16 protein-coding genes are annotated in these 17,712 nt (G+C 67.0%); 12 read left to right on the forward strand and 4 right to left on the reverse strand.

Going from position 1 to position 17,712, the window contains the following annotated elements; translation table 11 throughout:
- Positions 1-122: 122 nt before the first annotated feature.
- From D9V34_RS17215 to D9V34_RS17930, 5 genes are all read left to right on the forward strand, one after another.
- Complete coding sequence (locus tag D9V34_RS17215) at positions 123-521, forward strand: hypothetical protein (protein WP_121689700.1); 399 nt, start codon at positions 123-125, stop codon at positions 519-521.
- Entirely contained in the window at positions 514-912 is a 399-nt protein-coding gene (locus D9V34_RS17220) for a phage holin family protein (RefSeq protein WP_121689701.1), read from the forward strand. Before D9V34_RS17215 ends, D9V34_RS17220 begins: the two co-directional genes overlap by 8 nt.
- The gene (locus D9V34_RS17225; protein WP_030149491.1) at positions 899-1,135 is read left to right on the forward strand and encodes a DUF3618 domain-containing protein; all 237 of its coding nucleotides are present in this window, start codon (positions 899-901) and stop codon (positions 1,133-1,135) included. Before D9V34_RS17220 ends, D9V34_RS17225 begins: the two co-directional genes overlap by 14 nt.
- A gap of 170 nt (positions 1,136-1,305) precedes the next feature.
- Positions 1,306-2,088, forward strand: a complete 783-nt coding sequence (locus D9V34_RS17230) for a uroporphyrinogen-III synthase (RefSeq protein ID WP_121689702.1) — start codon at positions 1,306-1,308, stop codon at positions 2,086-2,088.
- An 89-nt stretch (positions 2,089-2,177) separates the two neighbouring features.
- The gene (locus D9V34_RS17930) at positions 2,178-3,710 is read left to right on the forward strand and encodes a hypothetical protein (RefSeq protein WP_183092033.1); all 1,533 of its coding nucleotides are present in this window, start codon (positions 2,178-2,180) and stop codon (positions 3,708-3,710) included.
- A gap of 64 nt (positions 3,711-3,774) precedes the next feature.
- On the opposite strand, the gene D9V34_RS17240 is transcribed toward D9V34_RS17930, so the two are convergent.
- The 3 genes from D9V34_RS17240 to trhO all read right to left on the reverse strand — a co-directional run bounded on the left by D9V34_RS17240 (position 3,775) and on the right by trhO (position 6,724).
- A complete protein-coding gene (locus tag D9V34_RS17240; protein ID WP_121689703.1) occupies positions 3,775-4,764 on the reverse strand; it encodes an MDR family oxidoreductase in 990 nt (329 codons plus the stop codon).
- A gap of 101 nt (positions 4,765-4,865) precedes the next feature.
- A complete protein-coding gene (locus D9V34_RS17245; RefSeq protein ID WP_121689704.1) occupies positions 4,866-5,825 on the reverse strand; it encodes an L-lactate dehydrogenase in 960 nt (319 codons plus the stop codon).
- Entirely contained in the window at positions 5,822-6,724 is a 903-nt protein-coding gene (trhO, locus tag D9V34_RS17250; protein WP_121689705.1) for an oxygen-dependent tRNA uridine(34) hydroxylase TrhO, read from the reverse strand. The genes D9V34_RS17245 and trhO overlap by 4 nt, the downstream gene beginning before the upstream one ends.
- 204 nt (positions 6,725-6,928) lie before the next feature.
- Between trhO and D9V34_RS17255 the strand changes: the two genes are divergently transcribed.
- The 4 genes from D9V34_RS17255 (at position 6,929) to D9V34_RS17270 (ending at position 13,087) form a co-directional block, all read left to right on the forward strand.
- Positions 6,929-7,735 carry an enoyl-CoA hydratase/isomerase family protein gene (locus D9V34_RS17255; protein WP_121689706.1) on the forward strand — a complete coding sequence of 269 codons (807 nt, stop codon included), beginning with the start codon at positions 6,929-6,931 and terminating at the stop codon, positions 7,733-7,735.
- Positions 7,732-8,559 carry an SDR family oxidoreductase gene (locus tag D9V34_RS17260; RefSeq protein WP_121689707.1) on the forward strand — a complete coding sequence of 276 codons (828 nt, stop codon included), beginning with the start codon at positions 7,732-7,734 and terminating at the stop codon, positions 8,557-8,559. Before D9V34_RS17255 ends, D9V34_RS17260 begins: the two co-directional genes overlap by 4 nt.
- Before the next feature lie 6 nt (positions 8,560-8,565).
- Positions 8,566-9,153 carry a thioesterase family protein gene (locus D9V34_RS17265; RefSeq protein WP_121689708.1) on the forward strand — a complete coding sequence of 196 codons (588 nt, stop codon included), beginning with the start codon at positions 8,566-8,568 and terminating at the stop codon, positions 9,151-9,153.
- 190 nt (positions 9,154-9,343) lie between these two features.
- Positions 9,344-13,087, forward strand: coding sequence for a proline dehydrogenase family protein (locus D9V34_RS17270; protein WP_121689709.1), 3,744 nt, complete (start codon positions 9,344-9,346; stop codon positions 13,085-13,087).
- Positions 13,088-13,262: 175 nt separating this feature from the next.
- Here the strand turns inward: D9V34_RS17270 and D9V34_RS17275 are convergent, their stop codons facing one another.
- On the reverse strand, positions 13,263-13,619 hold the full coding sequence (locus D9V34_RS17275) for a GntR family transcriptional regulator (protein ID WP_121689710.1): 357 nt from the start codon (positions 13,617-13,619) through the stop codon (positions 13,263-13,265).
- Between the two features lie 96 nt (positions 13,620-13,715).
- Here D9V34_RS17275 and D9V34_RS17280 point away from each other — a divergent pair, with 96 nt between their 5' ends.
- The 3 genes from D9V34_RS17280 (at position 13,716) to D9V34_RS17290 (ending at position 17,570) form a co-directional block, all read left to right on the forward strand.
- The gene (locus tag D9V34_RS17280; RefSeq protein WP_183092034.1) at positions 13,716-15,203 is read left to right on the forward strand and encodes a glycosyltransferase family 39 protein; all 1,488 of its coding nucleotides are present in this window, start codon (positions 13,716-13,718) and stop codon (positions 15,201-15,203) included.
- 101 nt (positions 15,204-15,304) lie between these two features.
- Positions 15,305-16,051, forward strand: a complete 747-nt coding sequence (locus D9V34_RS17285) for a polyprenol monophosphomannose synthase (RefSeq protein ID WP_121689712.1) — start codon at positions 15,305-15,307, stop codon at positions 16,049-16,051.
- A 19-nt stretch (positions 16,052-16,070) separates the two neighbouring features.
- Entirely contained in the window at positions 16,071-17,570 is a 1,500-nt protein-coding gene (locus D9V34_RS17290) for a glycosyltransferase family 39 protein (protein WP_183092035.1), read from the forward strand.
- Positions 17,571-17,712: the final 142 nt, after the last annotated feature.

The following is a 17,712-nucleotide window of genomic DNA, read 5'->3' on the forward strand; positions in this document are numbered from 1 at the left end:
TTCATTCCCACCGAGGAATGAAGCGGTGTTTTGTTTACCAAAGTCTTTTGAGACATTCTTCCCGACGTATCCGCAACCACGCGCTACGCTGGTGAGTATCGAATCGAGCAGAGGGAGACACGATGCGAGGCAAGATACTCTTCGTCACCGGACTGGCCGCGGGCTACGTGCTGGGGACCCGTGCGGGCCGTGCGCGCTACGAACAGATTAAGAGCGGGTGGCTGAGCGTCTGGAACGCCGCCCCCGTGCAGAACCAGGTTGAGAAGGTCGAGACCTTCACCAAGGCCCGGCTGAGTGAAATTCCGGGTCTGCTGTTGACCGGTGTCAAGAAGGTGGCCTCGGCTATCGCCCCCGACGAGTCTGCTCCCGAGACTTCGGCGAAAAAGCCGGCCGCCGCCACGAGCACGCCGGCAAAGCCCGCCGCCAAAAAGCCGGCCACGAAGAAGGCTGCGTCGACCAAGAGCTCCGCCAAGGGCGGGGCTGCCAAGAGCTCCACCAAGAAGTCGGCCGAGAATGAGTGAGCCCAGCAAGCGCTCCCTGATTGGTCTGATCGCCGATCTCCCCGGTCAGATCGTTGATCTGATCAAGGCCGAGATCGAGCAGCTCAAGGTCAAGGCGATCCACGTTGGAAAGAACGCGGGCATCGGTGCGGTCTTTGTGATCGTCGCGCTGATCTTTGTGTTCTTCGCGGTGGGCACCCTGGTGGCCGTGATCATCCTGGCGCTTGCCCTGGTGATGCCCGCCTGGCTGGCGGCGCTGATTGTTTTTGTCCTGTTCCTGCTGGCGGCCGGGGTCTTCGGGCTCCTGGGCTGGCGCTCGTTTAAGCGCATCAGCGATGAGCAGGGTCCGATTGAGGGTGTGCGTCGAGATATCGACGCGCTGAAGGGAACCGGTGATTATGACCGTCGATAAGACCCCTGAGGAGGCGCGCGCGGAGCTGGTAGCCACGCTGAACGCCCTCGAGGACAAGCTCAACGTGCCCAAGCGAGTGGGCGGTGCGGTGAACCGCGGTAAGAAGAAGCTCAAGGAGTTCAGCACCGAGAATCCCGGCGGTGCGCTGGGCGTGGCCGCGGCCGCAACCGTGACCGTGGGCCTTGCGGCCTGGGGTATTGTGCGGGCGCTTTCGCGCCGCTAAAACCGCGGGTTTACTCGGTGTTTTGCGTCCGGGAACCCCGGGCGATTTCGGATCCGGCCGGAACCGGACGATGATGGTAGTGTGAGGTTCGTTTTCCTCCCCGAGCCGTGCCACCCGAATGGGCGTGCGCGCGCGCAATCAGTTTGACGAAGGTAGCAACGAGTTTTCCGATGAGCACTGCAGGATCTTCCTCCAAGCCGTTGACCGGCTGGCGGATTCTGGTGCCCCGGGGTGGCCCCTGGGGTGACGGAGTCGCCGCCGAACTGCGTCGTCGAGGCGCCACCCCGGTGATCGCACCGATGGTGAACTTTGCCCCGACCGACAACCCCGAGGCGCTGGCCAGCGCCCTGGAATCACTTCAGGCCGGCGCATTCGACTGGCTGACGCTGACCAGTGCCACGACCGTGGACGTGCTCTACGCTCACCGAGTTCAGGTCCCCGCCCACACCAAGATTGCCGTGGTGGGCGAGACCACGGCCGCCGCCGCACAGGCGGCGGGTTTTGTGGTCACCCTGGTTCCCGCCGAGGACAACTCGGCTACCGGAATGGCGCGTGAGCTGCTCGCGCGCGAACCCGAACCGCGCCGTTTCCTGACCCTGCGCGCCGCCAATGCCGAACCCGTGCTGACCCGTGGCCTGGTGGCCGCCGGGCACAACGTGGAATCGGTGATGGCCTATCGCACGGTGGGCGAGCCGGTCTCGGAGAAGGTCATCGCGGATGTCCGCAGTGGCCGCATCAACGCCCTGCTGGTGACCTCGGGGAGTATCGCCGATCAGGTCGCCGCGCAGTTTGGTGAGATCCCGGATTCAACCCTGATTGCCGCGATCGGTCCGCGCACCGCGAACGATGCGGCGGCCGCGGGACTGCGCGTCGACCTGGTCGCCGGAGAGCAGACGGTGGCCGCGCTGCTGGATGCCGTGGTGACCGCCGCCGAGGATGGACACGGCGTTTAGGGCACTGTGATCATTCTCCAGTCGGGGAGTTATCACTTTGTGAGGTGTCTTCGTCCCTTTTTTCAGGTGAAAGGGGCAAACTAGAGGGTATGGCTAGCCTTCTCCTGCACCCCGATCGACTGGAAGTGAAACTGACGGCGGCGGAAAAGGCCCTGGCGCTGCGCAAAGACAACGTGGTGATCCCGCGTGATGCGATCCGCACGGCCTCGATTACCGAGGACCCGTGGGTCTGGCTGCGGGGTATCCGCTCGCCCGGTTGGTACGTTCCGCTCACCATGGCCGTGGGCCGCTGGAAGTTTAACGGCGGTATGGACTTCCTGGTGATCCGCGGAAGCCGTCCCACCATCGTGTTTGAGCTGGAGGACGCCGAATATTCCCGCGTGGTGGTCACCACCAAGCATGCGGCGGCACTCGTGGCCGCGCTGGGCCTGGACGATGGCGATGCCGCGCGTGCGCGACGCAAGACGGCCGCGGCCCTCGAGGCCGAGAAGCGGATCGAGGCAACCCGGGCCACCGAGGCCGACATTGTTGCGCTGCTGGAATCCGATATCGAGGTCAACCCGCGCACGGTCACCGGTGTGCGTCCGGCGCTGGTGCGTAAGCTGATCGAGCGTAAGGCCGAGGGTGTGGACCTGCGCGCGGTTCTCGAGGAGGAACACGCGACGCGTAAGGCCGAGGCCGAGCGGATTGCCGCCGAGCGTGAGGCCGCCCGTAAGGCCGCCAAGAACCCGCTGGCTCGGGTGACCCCGATCCGCAAGCGTGCCCCGAAAAAAGCGGCTCCCGCCCCGGCAAAGGATGCGGCCCCCGCAGCCAAGGCGAAGCCTGCGGCCGCGAACAAGCCTGCCGCCGCGAGCAAGGCCGCTTCAAAGCCTGCCGCGAGTAAGCCGGTGGCGAGTAAGCCCGCCGAGGCGAAGCCTGTCGCGAGCAAGTTTGCCGAGGCAAAGTCTGCCGCGAGCAAGTCCGCCGAGGCAAAGCCTACCGAAGCAAAACCTGCCGCGAGTAAGCCTGCCGCGAGTAAGTCCACCGCAGCGAAGTCTACGGAGACTAAGCCCGCCACGGCCAAGCCTGCGGCGGCAAAGCCCGCGGAGTCTAATTCTGCGGCCTCTAAGCCTGCGGAGACGAAGTCTGCTGCGGCCAAGTCGACCGCGGCCTCGAAGCCTGCGGCGGCAAAGGCTCCGACCGCGAAGACCACTCCCGCGAAGCCTGCCGCGAAAGCTTCGGAGCCCAAGACCCCGGCCGCGAAGGCCTCGGAATCCAAGGCTCCCGCCGCGAAATCCTCGGTGCCCAAGACTCCGGCCTCAAAGAGTCCGGCAGCCACAGAGCCGGCGACCAAGGCCCCGGCGGCCAAGACCTCGCCCGCAAAGGCGTCACCGGCGAAGTCCACCTCCGCGGCCAAACCCGCGGCTGCGGCTGGTTCGAGCGCGAAGGCTGCCCCCGCCGCCAAGTCCGCGGCGGCCAAGACCTCGCCCGCCAAGACCCCCGCCGCCAAGACCTCGCCCGCTTCGAAGCCGGCCCCGGCGGCAAAGTCCACCCCGGTCGCCAAGAAGCCCGCGGCGAAGAAACCTGCGGCGAAGAAACCGGCAGCGGGCACAGAAGATCCCGAGACCGACACCAAAAAGTAGCTGGTCCCAGACAAAACGAGGCGAAACCCCACCAGGGGGTTTCGCCTCGTTTTGTCGGAGCGAGCTAGGCGTCGACGTCCACCACCGTGCGTCCACGCAGCTCACCGCGCAGGATGGCAGCCCCCGAGGCCCCCACATCCGACATCGGAATGCTGCGGGTCAGTGAGTCAAGCAGATCCAGGTTGAGATCCCGGGCCAGTCGCTGCCAGGCACGTTCGCGGAGCTCGCGCGGGGCAAAGACCGAGTTGATTCCAATCAGGTGAACCCCACGCAGGATAAACGGGAGCACGGTTCCGGGCAGATCCGGCCCCTGGGCGAGCCCACACACGGTGGCCAGACCGCGATAGTTCAGCCGTGCCAGCGCATTAACCAGGGTGTGGCTACCCACCGAGTCCACCACTGCCGCAAACTCCTGCTTTTGCAGCGGGCGTCCGGGCTCGGAGAGCTCCGAGCGTGGGATGATCCGGTCGGCACCGAGGTTGCGCAGGTAGTTGGAGGCGGTGTCCACCCGTCCACTCGCGGCCACAACCTCGTAGCCCAGCTCGGCCAGCAGCGCGATGGCGATGCTGCCCACTCCGCCGGCTGCGCCGGTCACCAGCACCGGTCCGGCACTGGGCTCCAGCCCGGCGTCCTCAAGGGCCAGCACCGAGAGCATCGCGGTGAATCCGGCGGTGCCGATCGCCGCGGCACGGAAATTGCTGATCTGCTGCGGTACCGAGATCAGGTCGGCCCCGCTCACCCGCGCATACTGCGCCAGCCCGCCATTATGGCTCTCGCCGAGCCCGGCACCATTGAGCAGGACACGTTCGCCGGGCTGCCAGAGGTCCAGGTCGGACTCAACCACGAATCCCACCAGGTCGATCCCGGGGATCATCGGATACTCCTTCAGGATGCCGGGGCGCCGCTCCAGTGCGAGCCCGTCCTTAAAGTTGATTCCCGAAAACTCGATTCGGACGAGGGTGTCTCCCTCGCCGAGCTGGTCGGTGGTGGTGTCTCGAAGTTCGGCACTCTCGGCGGAGACCCACCAGGCATGAAACGATTCGGATGCACTCATATCTCCACCCTAACCAGTCGCCCCGGGTCGCGACAGGGGTGCACAAAAAGCATCATGCCCGACCGATTCAGGGAACCGGCCGGGCATGGGGGACATCGAAACTAGGGGGTGTCGATCCCCAGCGCCTGGATGCTCTGGTGCAGTGCTTCGGCCGAGGCGCGGAAATGCGCAGCCTCGGAGTCGTTCATCGGCACGTCCAGGACCCGTTCCACGCCGTGCTTGCCCACCACAACCGGCACGCTGAGGGCTACCCCGTCGACGCCGTTGTAGTTGTTCAGCACGGTGCTGACTGTCAGCACGGCCTTCTCATCGCGCAGGATTGCCTCGACGATCCGAGCACCGGAGAGCCCGATCGCGTAGTTGGTGGCGCCCTTGCCGGCGATCACCTTATAGGCCGAACCGACAACCTCCTCATGCAGGCGGGCACGCTCGGTCGAATCGAAGACCAGCTTGCCGTGTTCGTCGGTCCACTCCAGCAGCGGGGTCGGGCCGATCTTGGCCTGGGACCACAGCGGGAACTCGCTGTCACCGTGCTCACCGATGATGGCCGCGTGCACGCTCGCCGCCGAGACCCCGGCCTTTTCGGCGATCAGCCAGCGCAGGCGGGCCGAGTCCAGCAGGGTGCCCGAGGAGAGGATGCGTCCGGGCGGAAGATCCACGACGCCCTGGGCCGCCACCGTGAGCACGTCACACGGGTTGGTCACCAGGATGAAAACCGCGCGCGGGGCGAGTTCCACCAGCTTGGGTAGGAGTTCACCCAGGATCCGGGCGTTGGTTCCGGCAAGATCAAGCCGGGTCTGTCCGGGCTGCTGCTTGGCGCCGGCGGTGATGACCACCACCTTGGCACCCGCCACGGCCTCGATGTCGCCGCCGCCGGTGATCTTTCCGGCCCCGGTAAACGGGGTTCCGTGGGCCAGGTCGAGCACCTCTGCCTCGGCCTTGGCGCGGTCCATGTCGTACAGCACGATCTCGCGTGCGGATCCCCGAATCAGGGCGGCATAGGCGAGGGAGGAGCCCACGCTGCCGGCACCGATGATGGCGAGCTTAGAATTTTCGATCATGCGAGTACTCCGGCGTGGGTGGGACAGTGGACGGGGGCTTCGGTGTGCGAGTCGCAGGCGACCAGCTGCGCGCGGCAGCTGGGATCCTCGCAGTTGCGCATCTCCGAGGTTGCGGTTTCGCACACCACGCAGTGGCCGATGCGGGCCGCTCCGGGGGCGAAGTCGATCGATCCGCGGGCATCGAACACGTAGAGTGAGCCCTCCCACAGGCCGTCGTTTCCAAACTGTTCGCCGTAGCGCACGATGCCGCCCTCGAGCTGGTACACCTCGGTGAATCCGCGGTTCTTCATCAGGCCCGACAGCACCTCGCAGCGGATGCCGCCGGTGCAGTAGGTCACGATGGGGGTGTCCTTGAGGTGGTCGTAGCGGCCCGATTCGAGCTCGGCCACAAACTGTCGGGTGTTGCTGACGTCGGGAACGATCGCGTCTTTGAAGCGTCCGATCTCGGCCTCGAAGGCATTGCGGCCATCAAAGAACACGGTGTCCTGGTGTTCCGCCACAAAATCGTGCAGTTTGTCCGGGGTGATGCGTCCGCCGCCGCCCTGGATGCCCTCGGCGGTCACGGTGAGCTCTCCCGGGGCGCCGAAGGACACGATTTCCTCGCGCACCTTGACACTCAGCTTGGGGAAGTCCAGGCTCTGGCCGTGTTCGTCCAGGCCCGTGCCGTCGGACCACTTGACGTCGAGGTTCTTAAACGCCGGGTACTCGCGGGTTGCACGCAGATAGCGCTTCACCGCGCCGATTTCTCCACCCACGGTGCCGTTCATGCCGTCCTTGGACAGCAGAATTCGCCCGCGCAGCCCGAGGGATGCGGCCAGGTCGCGCTGCCAGAGGCGGATCGCGTCGGGGTCGGGGAGGGGGGTGAAGACGTAGTAGAGCAGGATCTTCGTTTGGGCCATGATTCCAGTTTAGTCGGGCCTACCGGACGGCCCGCCGGGTGCGTTGTAGGAAGCGCACAAGCGTGCATCGGGGTTGGTTGGTGACACTCGCCGGTTGTGCACAATCTCCGTGGGGTTCACCTCCGTGCGGTCTATGCTCGGGGCATCCACTGATCGCAACGAAGCCATCGCATGCGCCCCGCGCGGGGTGCTCAGGAGGTCGCAATGACGCAGCACGACAACGATCCAATCCGGCTGGATGTCGCCGGGGGCATCGCCCGGATCACCCTCAACCGGCCCGAGCGGCTCGGGGCTATCAATCGGGCGGCCGCGTTGGCCTGGCGCGAAATCGCCGGGGAGGTCGCGGGCCGGGGAGACGTGCAGGCGGTCATCCTGGACTCGATCGGTCCGGCGTTCTGCGCCGGTGGAGACGTCCTTGAGTTTGCCACCCTGGCGCGTGAGGGTGGGACCACCATCGCCGAGCTGGCCGATGTGATCCACGACGGTCACCGCCTGCTGACCTCCGCCCCGATTCCCATCGTGACCGCGGTGCAGGGGGCCGTGGCCGGAGGCGGCCTCGGGTTCATGCTGGTGGGCGACTACGTGGTGGCTTCGGAAAAAGCCCGTTTTGTCTCCCGCTATGCCGATATCGGTCTCACGCCCGACTGCGGGGTGAGCACGCTACTGCCCGAGGCGATCGGGATGCGCCGGGCGCTGGAGATGGTGCTGACCGATCGCAGCCTCGACGCCGAAACCGCCCGGGACTGGGGTCTGATCAACGAGGTGGTGCCCGCCGAGGAGCTGGCTTCCCGGGCCGAGGCCGTGGCCGCCCACTGGGTCTCCGGTGCCAGCCTGGCGTTCGGGCAGGCCAAACGGCTGTTGCGCACGAGCGTCGGACGCGACTTCCAGGCGGGGCTGGACGATGAGGCCACCACGATTGGCGAGGCCTTCGCCCGCACCGAGTCCGCCGAGCGGATCGCGGCCTTTGCCACCCGCTCCCATGCCAAAGCCGCACCGAAGGAGACCGCATGACCCGCACACTCACAAACCGCACCATCCTGATGTCCGGCGGAAGCCGCGGGATCGGGCTGGCCATCGCGCTGCGCGCCGCGGCCGACGGGGCCAATATCGTCCTGTTGGCCAAAACCGATACCCCGCATCCGGCCCTGGAGGGCACCATTCACACCGCCGCCGAGCAGATCCGGGCGGCCGGCGGGCGGGCGCTCGCGGTCGTCGGGGATGTACGCAACGATGAGGACGTGGAGCGCGCGGTGGCCGCGGCGATTGCCGAGTTTGGCGGAATCGATATCGTCCTGAACAACGCCTCGGTGATCACCCTCGCCGGCAGTCAGGACCTCAGCCCCAAGCGCTATGACCTGATGCAGGACGTCAACACCCGTGGCACGTTTATGCTCAGCCGTGCGGCCATCCCCGCACTCCTGAAATCCGCGAACCCCCATATTCTCTCGCTGTCCCCGCCCATCAACCTGGATCCCAAGTGGCTGGGTCCGCACATCGGCTACACGCTGGCCAAGTATGGAATGTCGCTGGCGACCCTGGGGTTTGCCGCCGAATTTGCCGAGCAGGGGGTGGCCGCCAATACGCTGTGGCCGCGCACCACGATCCAGACCGCGGCGGTCAGCAACATCCTGGGCGGCGAGGAGCTCATGCGTCGCAGCCGCACCCCGGAGATCTATGCGGATGCCGCCTATCTGGTGCTGACCAGTGACGCGCGTGAGCTGACCGGCCGCTCGCTGATCGTCGAGGACGTGCTGGCCGATCACGGCATCACCGATCTGGATAAGTACGCCCCCGGGGTGGATCCCGCCGACCTCTTTCCCGACATCTTCCTCTAGGACCCCATGCACCTCATCTTTCGTACCCTCCTGGTGATGCGGGCAGCCCGGCGCGGCCTGGCGCGCGGGAAGACCCTCGGCCACCACGATGTGGGCCGGATTTCACTGCGCACCCTGCTCACCGATCTAGACATCCTGCGCCACATGAACAACGGTGTCTACCTGTCCATCTTCGACCTGGGCCGGCTGGATCTGATGATTCGCTCGGGCATGTGGGCGGTCATGGAGAAAAACGGTTGGTATGCGGTGGTGGTGAACCAGACGGTTTCGTACCGGCGTTCGCTGACCCTGGGGCAGCGTTTCACGGTCGAGACCCGGATTATCGGCACCGATGAGGAGGCCGGCTATATCGAGCATCGCATCGTGGTGGACGGCCAGGTGTACACCCGGGCGCTCATGCGGGCCCGCTTCATTCGGCGGAGCGGGGGAACGGTGTCCCCGGCCGAGTTCATGGCGGCCACCGGCATGACCGAGACCGCCGAGCCGTTGCCCGCGTGGATCGCGGACTGGCGCGATGCGGTTGCGCTGCCGCGCTCGCGGGCCGATGCGCCGAGCACCTGGCCCGGGGACTGGCCCGGGCCCGGGCCCGCGTAACGGGTGCGGCCCGGTGGGGTTGCCTGGAAGTCGCGTGGAAACCGTGGGGGTGTTCGTCGTGTCATCCGATCCCCGCGAGGGTGATGGGTGTGAGTGCGTTGTCCGGGGGTTGCCTGGAAGAACCGTGGAAACTCCGGGGTGTTCGTCGTGCCGCCCGATCCCAGTGAGTTCTAGGGCGTAGTCTCGGGGTATGGCCGATCGCACCCCCGCCACCGACACCGACTACGACCGTCTCGCACGAGAGTCCGTAGCCCTTGCCCGGGAATGGGTGCTGCGTGCTGCAAACGCCCCGATCCGTCCCGAGGCCGCGCGCGCCGAGGCGCTGCACGGTGATCCCGGGGTACTGGCCCTGGTCACGCACCTGCTGGATGACGTGGTGCGCCCCGAGGGCGGTTTTGTTGCCGGTGCCGCGCTCGCCGCGCTGAACGTGCCGACCCCCGAGGGCTCCCCGGTTCCGGCGCAGCCAGCCGGGACCGATGCGGCCCCCGTGGTGGAACCCGTCCCCTCGCTGACCGCCCGCCAGCGCACGGCCCTGCGGGTGGGTGCGCTGCTGGGACCGGGGCTGCCCGCGTTGACCCTCCCCAGCGTGCGCAAGCTCACCCGCGAACTCACCGAACACCTGGTGATCGAGGCCCCCGATACCGAACTGAGGGAGCGGTTTGCGGCGATCCGCACCCAGGGGGTTCAGCTGGGTGTGCTGCCGATGGGTACCGCGGTCCTGGGGGACGACGGTGCCGCCCGCGCGTTGGATCGCGTCTCGACCCTCGCCCACCGCGATGATGTGGATCGTGTCAGCGTGCGTGTGAGCGACCTGGTCACCAATGCTTCCCCGTGGGCCTTTGAGCCAGCCCTTGAGATGGTCACCGCCCGGGTGGGGGCTCTCGTGGCCTCGGCTTCCCGAAGTGCCGGCACCCTGGTGGAGCTGGTTGTTGAGGACTATCGCGAGCTGGATCTCACCCAGGCGGTCCTGATCCGTCTGCTCGCCGATCCGGCCCTGCGCGCCTACCCGCTGAGCATCGCCCTGCCGGTTTCGCTCCCGGACGTGCTGGAGAGCGTGACCACGCTCTCGGATCACGCGAGCGCCCGCGTGGCCGCCGGCGGTGCCCCGTTGGGGATCCGACTGAGTGCAGGGGACCGGGTCCCGGATGAGCGGGTCACCGCAACCCTCACCGGCTGGCCGGTGGCGACCTATCCCACCGTGCAGGAGGCCGAGGCCAACCTCTTCCGAGTGCTCTCCTGGGTGTGCACCCCCGAGCGGATGCACGCCCTGCGGGTGTGCGTCTCGGTCCCGAACCTGTTTGATCTGGCTTTCACCCTGCTGCTGGCTGCCGAGCGCGGCGTGAGTGATGCGCTGGAATACGCCCTGCCGCTGGGGGTTCTGCCGCGCTACACCGGCCTGTTGCAGACGGTGCTTGGCCGGCTGACCCTGCTGGCACCGGTGGTGGCCGATAAGCAGCTCGCGGATGCGGGGGAGTACCTGGTGCGTACCCTGCGCGAGTTTGAGGACGATGGCTTCCTGGGAGCCTCCAGCCAGCTGGTTGCCGACCCGGTTCTGCTTGATCGCGAAACCGAGCGCTTTCGCGCGGCCGTCCGTCAGCTGCGCACCGAACGTCGGCACCTGCCCGAGCCGCGTCGTACCCAGAACCGGGAGAGTGAGTGGAGTGTGGAGCCGCGGGCGGAGAGCGTCCAGCTGATCACCGATCAGCCCGAGGTTCCGGACTCCTTCAACCTGCCCACCGAGGCGCTGACGCGCACCCCGGTGGAGGAGGTGGGGATGACCGAGCAGGTGTTGCGCCTGTCCCGGCACGCTCAGCCCGAGTCGCCGTTTGACTCGGTCAGGATCTTTGACTCGACCACCATCGCCCCGACCGTGCAGACCGCTCACGGCGCACCCGGCTTTGGCCTGGCCCCGGACACCGACCCGTCCCTGGCCGCCAACCGGGCCTGGGCGAACCGGATCCGGGCACGAGCGGTCGAGAGCACCCTGGGGACCGAGACCATCGAGGCCGCGGCGATCCTGAACCCCGAGGAAATCGCCGTGGTGCTGGCCGATGCCGCCCGCGCCGCCTCCACCGTGGTGCTGCGTGCGGCCGCCGATCGTGCGGCGCTGAGTCGCCGTATCGGTTTCGCGCTCGCCGCCAACCGCGACCGACTGCTGGAAATCGCCGTGCACGAAACCGGCACCCTGCTGCCCGATGCCGACCGCGAAGTCAGCGATGCAATCGACCTCGCGCACTACTACGCCGCCACCTCCCGTGAACTCGACACCCTGCGTGGGGCTCGCTTTGCCGCCCCCGGTGTGATCGTGGTTGCCGGGTTCTCCGCCTCGCCGATCGCCGATCCCGCCGCCGGGGTCATCGCCGCGCTCGCCGTGGGCGCGGTGGTGCTGTTGCACCCTGCCCCGCACGCCCGCCGGAGTGCCGCGGTGCTGGCCGAGAGCCTGTGGGAGGCCGGAGTTTCCCGCGATCAACTGCGCCTGGTGAACATCACCGATGCGGACACCGAGCGCGCCCTGATCATCCATCCGGTGGTCTCCCGGGTCCTGCTGCGCGGTGACCATGCCGCCGCAGAACGGTACCTCGAGTGGAAGCCCGACCTGGACCTACGGGCCGAACTTCCCGGTAAAAACACGATCATCGTGATGCCCAGTGCGGATCTGGACCAGGCCGTTGCCCACATCGTGAGTGACGCGTTTGGTCACGCCGGTCAGCTGCGGGAGTCCGCCAGCCTGGTGATCGTGGTGGGTTCGGCCGCACGCAGCGAGCACTTCCGACACCAGCTCGTGGATGCCACCAACTCCCTGGTCTCGGGCCCGACCGAGGACCCCGCCACCACCCTGGCCCCGCTGTTTGGAGCGGCCTCTCCGGTGCTCGCCACGGCACTGGCCGATCTGCCCGGCGCCCAGAGCTGGCTGCTGGAACCCACCCCGCTGCCTGAGGACGGCCGACACTGGCGTCCCGGTATCCGCGAGGGCATCGAACATGGTGCCGACTTCCAGCGTCAGATCATTCAGGGACCCACCCTGGGAATCATGCGCGCCACCACGCTGCGTGAGGCCCTGCGCTATGTCAACGCCACCGGTGGTGGACGCCAGGCCGCGCTGCACACCCGCGACGCCGAGGACCTGTCCGAGTGGCTGGACCGGATCGACGCCGGCTCGTTGCACGTCAACCGGTCGATGACGGATCTGCGTGTGCAGCGTCAGCCCGGAACCGCCCACGGTGCCGCCCGCCGCGGTCCGGGTGCCGCCCCCGGCGGCCCCAACCACCTGATTGCCCTGGGTGACTGGGTCCCCGATGCCGGAACCTCCAGCTCAACCCTGCACCTGCGCGGTCTTGATTCCCGTATTCGCGGACTCATCGAGGCAGCCCAGCCCGCGCTGAGCTATGACCGGTTCGACCTGCTGCGCCGCGCGGCGCTGTCCGACGCGATCGCCTGGGGGACGGGCTACGGCGCGATCCAGGACGCCTCCGAACTCGGGATCGAACGCAACCTGCTGCGCTACCGCAGCGTGCCGGTCGCGATTCGGGCAGGTGAGGACGCCGAACTGGGCGAGGTTCTCCGAGTCATCATCGCCGCCCTTCGGGTGAAATCGGCGTTTACGGTGAGCCTCGCGGCCGGCGTTCCCGCCGGCGTACGCCAGGCCCTCGGCGGTCTCGGGGTCGTGATGTCGATTGAGAGCGACGCCGAGTGGATCGTTCGTCTGCTCGGCTCGGACACCCCGCCCTCCCGGGTACGACTGGTGGGCCCACTGCGTGCCGACCTTCGTACCGAATTGATTCGTGTTGCCGGGGCCTCGGCCCCCACCGTTTTTGCCGGTGAGGTCACCGCATCGGGGCGCGTGGAGCTGCTGCACTACCTGCGGGAGCAGTCAATTTCGATTGCGGCTCATCGTTTCGGACGCCCGGATCCCTGGAGCGACGAGGTCCTCTAGCCTTCGGCCGCGGCGCTGGTCGGGGGCCCTGGAGCGACGAGGTCCTCTAGCCCTCGGCCGCGGCGCTGTTCGAGGTTCCTGGAGCGACGAGGTCCTGGAGTCTTCGGCCGCGGCGCTGGTGGGGGGGTCCTGGAGCGACGAGGTCCTGTAGTGACGAGGGCCGTTAGCCGTCGGATCACACCTGTGTCAGTGTCGCCTCGAGCGTGTCACGCACCTGAGCATCGGTAACGCCCAGCTGACGCGCCCGGGTCACCAGCTCGCGGGTCAGCAGCTCGATCTGCTGGCGTGAGGAGTCTCCGGAGGCGGCAATCACCGATCCCGAGCGTCCACGGGTCTCGATGATCCCGTCCTCTTCGAGCCGGCGGTACGCCTTCGCCACGGTCCCCGCGGCAACCTCAAGCTCGGCCGCCAGCCCGCGCACCGTGGGAATTCGGGTGCCGGCGGGCAGGCTGCCATCCAGCGAACCGGCCACGATCTGCGCACGGATCTGCTCGAACGGAGGGGTCGGGTCCTGCGGGTCGATTCGCACCATGCCGAAAGCCTAGCCGGTGGCCGCGCCGCGCGGGGGAATTCGCCGCACAGTGCCCTCCCAGTCATGATCCCCGACAATGGAACAATGGGGACCGTTATGCCTGCCACGTTAGCGCGCGTTCCGCGCACCGTTTTTGCCCTCACCGTGGGTGTGATTGCCGCACTCATCAGCATGATCGGCTCCGCCGGCGCCAGCTACTGGGGGGATGAGGCCGCGAGCGTGATGTCCGCGACCCGTCCGCTGCACACCCTCTGGCCGGTCCTCGGCAACGTGGATGCGGTCCACGGCCTGTACTACGTGTTCCTGCACGGCTGGATCGACATTTTTGGGGCGAGTGAGTTCTCCACCCGGTTCCCCTCCGCCCTTGCGGTGGGGGCGGCGGCCACCGGTCTGGTTTTGCTTGTGTGGCGGATGCACGGTCCGCGCCTGGCCATTGCCGCTGGACTGATCTTCGCGATCCTGCCCCGCGTCACCAACATCGGCAGCGAGGCGCGTGGATACGCGATCGCCGTCGCCGGTGTGGTGTGGGTGGTTTACGGCCTGGTGTGCCTGCTGGAGTCCTCCAAAAAGCACCGCGGGCTGTGGTGGCTGTGGGCCGTGGGCCTGGCCATCACCTCCACGGTGTTCATGTACTCGCTGCTGATCCTCCCGGTGGTGGGCCTCTGGCTGCTGCTGGATCCCGCCCGTGGCGCGCGCCTCTGGCGCACCGTGCGATACGGGGCTCTCGCCGCCGCGCTCAGCCTGCCGATCATCGCGATCGGGTTTTTGGAGCGTGGCCAGATCGAGTTCCTCGGCAATCGTCCGCCCGGGGTGAACGGCGTGCTGGTCACCCAGTGGTTTGGCAACATCAACCTGGCGATTATCGCCTGGGCACTGATCCTGGTGGCCATCGTCAACATCGTCCTGCGGATGATCGCCAAGGCGGACGTGCGCCTGCCCCTGCTGGCCCTGATCTGGACCGTGCTGCCCCCGGTCATCCTCGGCCTGATCAGCATCTTCTCGCCGAGCTATTCACAGCGCTACCTGAGCATGTGTACCCCGGCCGTGGCGATCCTGATCGCCTGGGGTATTCGCTCCATCGCGGTGCGCCTGCAGCCCAAGCTGTTCGGGCAGATCCTCGGGGTTGCGCTGGTGCTGTCCCTGGCGGTAACCGGATACTCCTCGTATGCCGCGCAGCGCGGACCCCACGGTAAGGACGGCAGCGACCTGCGCCAGATCGCCGAAACCATCGGCGCGCACGCCAAGCCGGGAGACGCGGTGGTATTCAACGGCGATATCCGTCCCTCACGCAAGCCCCGCCTGGCGCTGCGACTCTACCCCGAGGACTTCACCGGGATCCTGGATCCGGGCCTGAAGAAGTCCTATGTCAAGACCGCACACCTGTGGGATGAAACCTACGACGCGGACAAGACCACGGTCCCCACGGGGGTCGACACCGTCTGGTACGTCATCAGCGGGCCGGATAAAATCAAGCGCGAGAAGGCCGATCTGGCCCACCTCAAAGACCAGGGTTTTGACGTGGTGGACAAGACCACGCTCAAGCGCAGCTGGGTCCTTCAGCTGGAACGCGCCGACGCACATTAGCGGCGGAAATCGTGAGTTGCCGCGATTTGCGGTGATACTGGTGTCCGGGGGTTTTCTTCGGATCCCCCAATTTTTGATTTTTTAACCCTGAAGGAGCACGGATGTCCGTCCGGACCGTCGTCATCATCCCGACCTACAACGAGCTGGTGAATCTCCCGCTGATTGTGGGCCGTGTGCGCGCGGCAACCCCCGAGGTCGACATCCTCGTGGTGGATGACAACTCCCCGGATGGCACCGGAACCCTGGCCGATGAGATGGCCGCCGCAGACTCCCACATCCACGTGCTGCACCGTACCGGCAAGGAGGGCCTCGGCGCCGCGTATAAGGCCGGGTTCGCCTGGGGCTTCGAGCACGGCTACGAGCGGATGATCGAGATGGATGCGGATGGATCCCACCAGCCCGAGCAGCTCCCCGCGATGCTGGCCAAGGCCGATGAGGGTGTGGACCTGGTCATCGGGTCGCGCTATGTGCCCGGCGGCAAGGTTGAGAACTGGCCGCTGCACCGCCTGATCCTCTCCCGCGGCGGCAGCACCTATGCCCGGATCATGCTGAAGCTTCCGGCTAAGGACGTCACCGGTGGGTACCGCGTGTTTAGCGCTCACGCGCTGCGCGAACTGCATCTGGAGGATGTCCAGAGCGCCGGCTACAACTTCCAGGTCGACATGCTCTGGCACGCACACCGCGCCGGGCTCTCGATCGCCGAGGTGCCGATCACCTTCGTCGAGCGGGTGCATGGCCGCTCCAAGATGAGCGGCAACATCGTGTTTGAGGCCATGTGGCGGGTCACCGTTTGGGGCTTCTCCGAGCGCTTTGGTCAGGGTCGCGCCGCGCGCCGCGCCGCCAACTAACCTCCTCATGCGAGTGCCCGTGGCTACTCGGCACCTCCTGACCGCGATTGGTCTGGGCGTGCTGGCCACGGGCATTTCTGCGTTCCGCTCGGGCACCCCGTCGTTTTGGGCGGATGAGTTTGCCAGCGTGCTGGCTGCCCGGCGCTCGCTCCCACAACTGGTTGAGCTCTTCGGGCACGTGGATATCGTGCACGGTGTCTACTACCTGCTGCTGCGGGTATGGACCGATGTGTTTGGGATCAGCGAGTTTGCCGTGCGCTTCCCCTCGGCCCTGGCCATCGGTGCCGCGGCCGCCGGGCTCTGGATGCTGGTTGCCCGGCTGTCCCGGCCCGGAATCGCGACCCTGGCCACACTGATCTTCGCGATTCTGCCCCGCGTCACCCTGATCGGAACCGAGGGCCGCGGCTTCGCGCTGGCCCTGGCGCTGCTGGTGTGGGCGATCCTGGCGCTGGTGGTGCTGGTGGAGCGACCGACGGTGCGCCGACGCGACTGGGTCTGGTGGTCGGTGCTGGTGTCCGCGGGGATCGCGGTCTTTATGTATGCCCTGCTGGTATGGATCGCGGTGTTTGCCTGGGTGTGGTGGGTGCATCGCGAAAAGCTGGGCACTCTGCTGCGTTTTGGTGCCCTGTCAGTGGCGATCGCCTCACCGGTTGTCATCGGCGGGATCCTGCAGGCGGGGCAGATCGGCTGGGTGGACAACGCCGGTATCTCGTTGGAGTCGGTTTTTGTCACCCTGTGGTTCGGCTCACCGTTCCTGGCAGGTGCCGCCTGGGCGCTGATGCTCTGCGCGGGAATCTTGGTGCCGACCGCGCTGCGCTCCCATGGGGGAGGGCCCGAGCGGGCACTCCTGTTACTCGCGACCGGCTGGGCGCTGGGCCCGCCGCTGCTGCTTCTGCTGGTGAGTGTCGTGTACCCCACCTTTGTTCCGCGCTATCTGGCGCTGGGCACCCCGGCCGTCGCGATTCTCATTGCGCTGGGTATTTCGACGGCGATCCGGTTCGTCCTGCGCCCGTTCATCGGGCCCGCGGGAACGGTGCCGGCGCGCTCGCACGTGCCGACGGTGATTCTGGGAAGCCTGGCCGTGCTGCTGGTCGGAGCGCTCGCGTTGCCCGGCTATCTGGATCAGCGTGCACCCCTGGCCAAGGGATCAGACGCCCGGCAGGTGGCCGAATACATCGGTGCCCACGCACGGCCGGGGGAGAGCATCGTATTCGACCTGGATCGGAACCCGGGTGCGAGCCCGCGGCGCGGGCTCAGCGTGTACCCGGAGCACTATGCGGGGTTGCGCACCCCCGGGGTGGTTCATACCCACCTCGAGCTCGGTGGGTTTAACGATGAGGTGCTTCCGGTGGCCGATACGGTGATCGACCCGGAGTCCCGCGTGCTCTGGCTGGTTGTGACGCAGCCGCAGCGGGAGCGACGCGCCCAACAGAACATCGCCGCACTGGCCGCCCAGGGTTTTTCACCTGCCGGGGAGCACATCCTCGGTCGCAGCGTCGTTGTTGAGCTGCGACGCTGATCCGCGGATTTCCGCGGGAGTGGCCTGGCGACACGCCACTATTCGGGCCCGATTTGCCCGTTCTGTGGAACCTGCGTAAAGTAATACTCATCACCCCAAAGGTGCGGCTCGCTAGAGCGGCCGGCCTCAAGCGGGATCATCC

The organism is Mycetocola lacteus, assembly GCF_003667575.1.
GTDB classification, from domain to species: domain Bacteria; phylum Actinomycetota; class Actinomycetes; order Actinomycetales; family Microbacteriaceae; genus Mycetocola; species Mycetocola lacteus.